Raw genomic sequence first — 5,284 nt, 5'->3', positions numbered from 1 at the left:
CGCCTCCGCCGCTCCACTTGTAAACGGCATTGAAGGCCAGCACCGGCACGAACACAGGCCGTCCGCCGGACTCGAACAGCTGCAACGCGGCACGCTGCGCGGTCAGCGACGTTCGGAAGGTGATCCGCTGCAAGGGCGGGACCAGCGGCAGCGGGTCGCCCGCGTCGATCTCGCGGGACGCGAAGGCCGCGAGGTCTTCGTCCTGACTCGGCCCGGCATTGAAAAGCGTGGCGGCGATATGGATGTCGCGCGCCGGCGCCGCGCCCGAATTGAAGACGTCGATCTCGAACTCGAACACGACCTGCTGATCGTCGATCCGACAGGTCATCGGCATCATGGCGATATCGAGCCACGGCCGTAGTCGGGTCGAGACAATGCCGGCGGGAGCAGCTGGAGCGGCGGCAGTCCCCGCGAAGGCACGGATCGGAGCGGACGCCGGGACAGGCGACGGAGAGGGTGAGGTACCTGCCGCTGCGGGCTCGGGCACCCGAGCGGCGCGAGGCGCTTGCGCGGCGGCTGACTGCGGAACCGGCGGCGGGGAGGGCGGCGGCGGCGCATAGCTAGCGAGCGCCGGTCCACCCGCCACCGCCTCGCGAGGGCGGCGGCGCCAGAGCAGGATCGCAATGCCTGCACCCAGCGCCAGTGCAAAAAACAGCCAGGGCAGCAGCGACCCGCCGGCGGCCGAGCCTGGCGTCGGCGGAGAACTGGTTTGCGGCTCAGGCGTGAAGGCTGGCGCTGTTGCTGCAGGCGGCGCGACGGCGGGCGCAGCCGCAGGGGGGGCGGTCAGATCCGGCGTGAAAGCCGGTACGGCAGTGCCTTTCGTGGAAGAGGCGGCGGGCGCACTGGCCGTGCTTGCGGCCCTCGCCGTCGATCGCGCCGGAACCTCCATGCGCGGCGCGGGAGCAACCGTCCGCGCTGAGTTGGTTGACGTCGGAACGTTCGGGGAAGGCGACGGCGTGGCCGGCCGGGCGGGGTTGTCCGCAGGACGAGTAACGGTGCCGCCGAGGCTGAAATTCTGAAGTTCGCGCGGGCCGACCGTGTCCCGTGACACGGGCAGCGTCGCTGGGGGATTCGACTGCGGCGCTGCTGGCGGCGTTGACTGAGGCGCGGTCTGGTCGGTGCTTTGCGGAACGATTTGGGCGAGCGTCGGCGAGCCGAGCGCGAGCCCGGCCGCAAACGCCAGCATTCCCAAGCGACCTTTCGCTTTCATTCCGTTCCGCTCTTGCAGTGGTGCGCGCTGGTCCGGCGCGCGCGACGCGTGCCCATGCCCGCCTGCTTGCCGCTATTCAAGCACGCGAAGGATGAACCGAACCGGACTCGCGGGGGAATGGCGACTAGCGGGCGTCGACCAGCACCAGCTCCGACTCCTCGTCGGCCTCGATCCGGACCGTGCCCTCGCCGGTGATCGCGACTCCGTCGCGCGGGCCCGCCTCGACGCCGTTGACGCGCACCCGGCCGCTCGGGACCAGATAGAGGTGGCGGGCCGGATCTGCGCCGACCTCGATCGATTCGCCGGCCTTGACCGTCGCGCCCAGCACTTTCGCGTCGGCGTTGATGTCGAGCGCACCGTCGTCCGGGTCGCCGCTGGCGAGAAGCTGGAAACTGCCCTCGCGGCTTCCCTTCGGGAAGGGCCGGGCGCCCCAGCCGGGTTGAGCGCCGCGCTGGTCGGTCTCGATCCAGATCTGGAACAGGGTCGTCGCTTCATCCTCGAGATTATATTCGGCATGGACGACGCCGGTGCCGGCGCTCATCACCTGAATGTCCCCGGCAGCCGTTCGGCCAGTATTCCCCATCGAGTCCTGGTGGGTGATCGCGCCCGTGCGGACGTAGGTGACGATCTCCATGTCGCTGTGCGGGTGCGGCGGGAAGCCGCTCTTCGCGGCGATCCTGTCATCATTCCACACGCGGATCGCGCCCCAGCCCATGCGCGCCGGGTCATGGTAATTGGCGAAGGAGAAGTGGTGGCGAGCGTCGAGCCAGCCGTGATCGGCGTGGCCAAGGCTATCGAATTTGCGGATCTCGATCATGCGCCGGAAATGGGCCGGAGGGCCGGCTTCTTTCAAGTGTCAGCCATGTGACTTTCCAAAGGTCTCGGCCGTTACGCCGGAGAACAGGATGCGCGAGATCGGCTCGCCGGGCGATCGGCGGTCGAGGCGAGCGCCGCGACGGCCCGCCCATTCGACGAGCGGCGAGTAGCTTTGCGTGCCGTCGTCGTTCTGCTCCAGCGGCATCAGTATGAAGATACTGCCGCCGGACTTGAGCAGGTCGCGCTGCATGCCCTCAAGCAGAGACCGCCAGTCCTCGACAGTCCAGTAAATCGGCCGCCTGCCCGCGTTCGGCTTGCGATGGAACACCGGGAGCATGATCGTGATGAGATCGAACCGCCTGTCGACCGGTCGATAGGTCTGACCGCGCTCGACGGGAGCGACCAGCCGCTCGACGCCGGCAAGGCGGCACAGCTGGCCGTACCAGGGATTGGCGACATCGGTGCCAAGGACACGGTGGCCCATCGACTGCGCCACCATGGCAAAGCTGCCCGAGCCCATGCCGACGTCGAGGATGTCCATCGGTGGCGCGTGGTCGAGATCGAGCCACTCGGCGATCGCGACGCTGCGGTCGGCCCAATATGCGAAGTCGGCATATTTGGCGGGCCCCTGGGTGCGGACGTCGGCCAGACGCTCGCGGTTCTCCGCGATGAAGCGTTCCCGCTCGTCAGGGTCGATCGAAGCAAGGGCTCGCCGCAGGTTCGCAAGCGAGCGCGGCGACATCGGCGAAATTGCGTTGAGCTGCGTGATGCGCTCCTCGAACGGAGCGAGAGCATCGCATTCGGGCGCCTCGGCCGGAGTCCAGCTGAAGGTGTCGAAGCTCGCTTGTTGATCGTGTTGGCTTGTCATGTCGCCTCGCTTCGCGAGGATCCTCGTCTTCGGCAATCCGCTGGATTGCCTGTGCGCGAGGATGGTGCCCAGGAGAAAACTTGAAACGCTCTCTAATGTCTTGAAAGATATGTGTTTCAAATTTCTTGGGTGCAGAAGGCCTTCAAATGATTTTCCGCCCCTACGATCAAGGCTGGCAGTTTATCGTCCAATTCGCGAACAGGATCACGGCGGCCGTCCCCGTTTCGACACCATGATCGGCCGCGCGCATCGGAGAAATCGCCAGTCCGGCGGCCGTGCATCCTTCGGCATTCGACCAGCGAATGCTGCCACCTCGAAGGGGTCCCAATCGACCGAGGTAAACAATGCGGCGAGCAGCCGAAAGTCGTGCGTTCCAAGCGGCTAGATCGGATACAGGTTTATGCTAAATTGAATTGGAGTCGAGCGCTGAAGTCACGCGGAGTGGCATATGAGCCTGGACGAGCGTGTTTCCGATCTCATCAAGCGGATTTACCGTGCTGGTCCGGACGCGCGAGAGTGGGACCGTATTGCTGTTGAGATACTCAAAGTAACCGGCGGAAACGGTGCGCTAACTACCCTCACGGATCTTCAAAACAAGGAACTCGCGACCTACAGGGCGTACGGGCCGGAGGACACGAAGTTCGCCCGCGGAATCGAGGAATATTCCGAACGGCACATCGACGATCCTTCACTCCGATGGGCGTTCGAGAACCCATCGGCGAGATTCTGCTATAGTCACCAGACTCTACGTGCCGAAGAATATCTCCAGAACGATTACGTGAAATGGAATTTGGACCATTTCGGCTCAACCCATTGGTGTGTCGGCTACACGGGTCCCGCGGATGACTTGAGTTTCACATTTTCATTGCACTTTCCGGCCGAGGACGGGCCTGGCAGCGCGGTTTCGCGGCGACTGTTCCGAATGCTGTTCGATCATATGGAGTGTGCCGTCCGACTCCAAAGTAGGCCATTCAACACGAACAGTGCGCGCGCGCTCGTCGTTCTCGATAGCACAGGCCAGGTTCAAGACTTGACGGCCACGGCCGACGCCTTGCTGACTAAAGCGGGCGCCTTGACCATAAGGGATGGCCATTTGGTCGCGACCCTGCATTCCGAGCAGTCAAAACTGGATGCCGCCGTCGCCAGTGTAGGTTCGGCTGTCTCGAGTGGAGCCCCTCCGACCGCGGTCAAGCTCGCGCAGCTGAACGGCCGGCCGTGGCTGATCACCGTCCGTCCCTTGATGGATGCCTACGGACCCTTCGGACGCGTGCGGACTCAGCTATTGATCGAGATCCATCACGCCGCACCTCGCATCGATAATCTCGAGCTGGTGCAGTCCCTCTTCCATCTTACCGCCCGAGAGATCGAGATTGTGCGGAAGCTCGGCGAGGGTCACTCAGTCCAATCATTGTCGAAGGCGATGAACATCCGCCCGAATACGGCTCGCACTCACTTGCGGTCCATCTTCGCGAAGACGAATACCTGCCGCCAGTCGGAGCTCCTGTTGCTTTGCGCGAGCATTACGAGAGGTTGACCGGCCCCCGATCGCCGGATTGCTAGTTGCCGGTCGTCGCGCGCCCGATCGAAATCGCGTCCTAATCCATCTCATCATCAACGGTGGAAAGACCGCTTTCTAATTCAAACGGATTATTGCGCGTGCGGGGGCCCGAGCAGATGATCGTGACTGGGAGCATCGTTCACGAACCCGGACCTTTCGCCGTCACTTCGCTTGGGGAGTCGGTCATGAGCACATCATATACTTACGACTCGCCATTCGGACCTCGGTATATCGTCGATGGCGACTCCGGACAGGACGGGGCGAACGGCACGAACCCTGGCGATAGCGGCGGGTTCGGGGCCGACGGCGAAAGCATTCTGGTGCAAGAGTCTGGGACGGTCGGCTTATCATCGATCCAGGTCACCGGCGGCCACGGGGGATCGGGGGGCGCGGGTGCAACTGGTGACGGTGGTACAACAACGACGTCCTACAGCTACTACACGCATGACCAGGACGGCAGCACCACAGGCTATTACGAGGGCGGCTCATCTTCGAGTGGCGGAGGAGGCGGCGAAGGCGGCGCCGCGGGGAACGGCGGCGATGCCATCGTCCAGGTTGGCAGCGCTTCCCTTCAGGGACTTTCGATTGACAGCATCGGTGGTCAGGGCGGCACCGCCGGTCGCGGGGGCTCGGGCGGCAGCACTGGCGCCAACGACGACCGTGAGGATTCGTTCTACCATATCCACTATTCCGGCGGCAGCGGAGGGAGTGGGGGAAGTAGCGGAAGCGCCGGCGACGGAGGTGCCGCTGTAGCCTCCATCTCCAACTCAACGGTCAGCACGCTCGGATCGGATTACCAGATCAATCTATTTAGCAGCGGCGGCGGCGGCGG

General features: G+C 64.3%; 4 protein-coding genes and 2 pseudogenes. 3 read left to right on the top strand and 3 right to left on the bottom strand.

Features of this window, described 5'->3' with window-relative positions; all coding sequences use genetic code 11:
* Nucleotides 1-337, bottom strand: a pseudogene (locus JOZ79_RS13395) (hypothetical protein); the annotation flags it as partial.
* A gap of 286 nt (nt 338-623) precedes the next feature.
* Between JOZ79_RS13395 and JOZ79_RS13390 the strand changes: the two are divergent.
* Entirely contained in the window at nt 624-1,019 is a 396-nt protein-coding gene (locus JOZ79_RS13390) for a hypothetical protein (protein ID WP_294075104.1), read from the top strand.
* Nucleotides 1,020-1,334: 315 nt separating this feature from the next.
* Here the strand turns inward: JOZ79_RS13390 and JOZ79_RS13385 are convergent, their stop codons facing one another.
* Both JOZ79_RS13385 and JOZ79_RS13380 read right to left on the bottom strand, forming a co-directional pair.
* On the bottom strand, nt 1,335-2,027 hold the full coding sequence (locus JOZ79_RS13385; RefSeq protein WP_294075107.1) for a pirin family protein: 693 nt from the start codon (nt 2,025-2,027) through the stop codon (nt 1,335-1,337).
* A 39-nt stretch (nt 2,028-2,066) separates the two neighbouring features.
* Nucleotides 2,067-2,894: a class I SAM-dependent methyltransferase gene (locus JOZ79_RS13380; protein ID WP_294075101.1), complete on the bottom strand. Its 828-nt coding sequence runs from the start codon at nt 2,892-2,894 to the stop codon at nt 2,067-2,069.
* 448 nt (nt 2,895-3,342) lie between these two features.
* Here JOZ79_RS13380 and JOZ79_RS13375 point away from each other — a divergent pair, with 448 nt between their 5' ends.
* Nucleotides 3,343-4,428, top strand: coding sequence for a helix-turn-helix transcriptional regulator (locus JOZ79_RS13375; RefSeq protein ID WP_294075098.1), 1,086 nt, complete (start codon nt 3,343-3,345; stop codon nt 4,426-4,428).
* 209 nt (nt 4,429-4,637) lie between these two features.
* Nucleotides 4,638-5,284 (top strand): annotated as a pseudogene (locus tag JOZ79_RS13370) (hypothetical protein); the annotation flags it as partial.

Source organism: Sphingomonas sp., assembly GCF_019242355.1.
Lineage (GTDB): Bacteria > Pseudomonadota > Alphaproteobacteria > Sphingomonadales > Sphingomonadaceae > Sphingomicrobium.
This window is presented reverse-complemented; position numbering and strand designations above follow the sequence as displayed.

Excerpts from the sequence above, each read along its gene's own strand:
- JOZ79_RS13380 (WP_294075101.1), bottom strand. The coding sequence starts at position 2,894 with ATGACAAGCCAACACGATCAACAAGCGAGCTTCGACACCTTCAGCTGG.
- JOZ79_RS13385 (WP_294075107.1), bottom strand. The coding sequence starts at position 2,027 with ATGATCGAGATCCGCAAATTCGATAGCCTTGGCCACGCCGATCACGGC.
- JOZ79_RS13390 (WP_294075104.1), top strand. The coding sequence starts at position 624 with ATGCCTGCACCCAGCGCCAGTGCAAAAAACAGCCAGGGCAGCAGCGAC.
- JOZ79_RS13375 (WP_294075098.1), top strand. The coding sequence starts at position 3,343 with ATGAGCCTGGACGAGCGTGTTTCCGATCTCATCAAGCGGATTTACCGT.